This window comes from Helicobacter sp. T3_23-1059, assembly GCF_053654515.1.
This window is the reverse complement of the sequence record NZ_JBSIUV010000214.1, coordinates 1-537: the sequence shown is the minus strand read 5'-3', so window position 1 is coordinate 537 and position 537 is coordinate 1. Positions and strand designations below refer to the sequence as shown.

General features: G+C 35.2%; 1 protein-coding gene. It reads left to right on the top strand.

The annotated features are described in order from the left end of the window. Window positions 1-2: 2 nt before the first annotated feature. Window positions 3-537 (top strand): phage baseplate assembly protein V (locus tag ACWIX0_RS14105; protein ID WP_454174603.1); only part of this gene is annotated, 535 nt, incomplete at its 3' end.

Here is a 537-nt window from a genome sequence, read left to right as displayed (position 1 = left end):
TATTGCAAAGCCATAAATCTACATTAGATTTTGCAAACACAGAATCAAACGCGCAATTTAGCGAATCTAAAACATTAAAAGATTCAAATGAATCTAATTTAAAAGCTAATGAATCTAAAAACTTTATAGATTCAAGCGATTCAAACAAAAACAACAATGAATCTAATTTAAATCCAAGTGAATCAACCGCAACAAACAACACTATGGGCGGAAGTATTGTGGATGAGAAATCGGGGTTGCAAAGCCACGAGCAAGGAAATAAGACTGATCGTCTATTGACGAAGCGAGTGGCAAGTCTCCCCGATTTATCGCCACAAGATAACGCCCAAAACAATTCACAAAATAGCACACAAGATTATATGCAATATTATTCCCCCTACTTACGAGTAGCCTCTCCTATTGCAAGTAATCACTCTGGATTTTACCACACACCTAGAGTAGGTGATGAAGTGCTAATTAGCTTTTTAGATAATGACATAGATAAACCATATATTAGTGGTAGCCTTTATAATAACACTAACACTCCAAATCTAAACT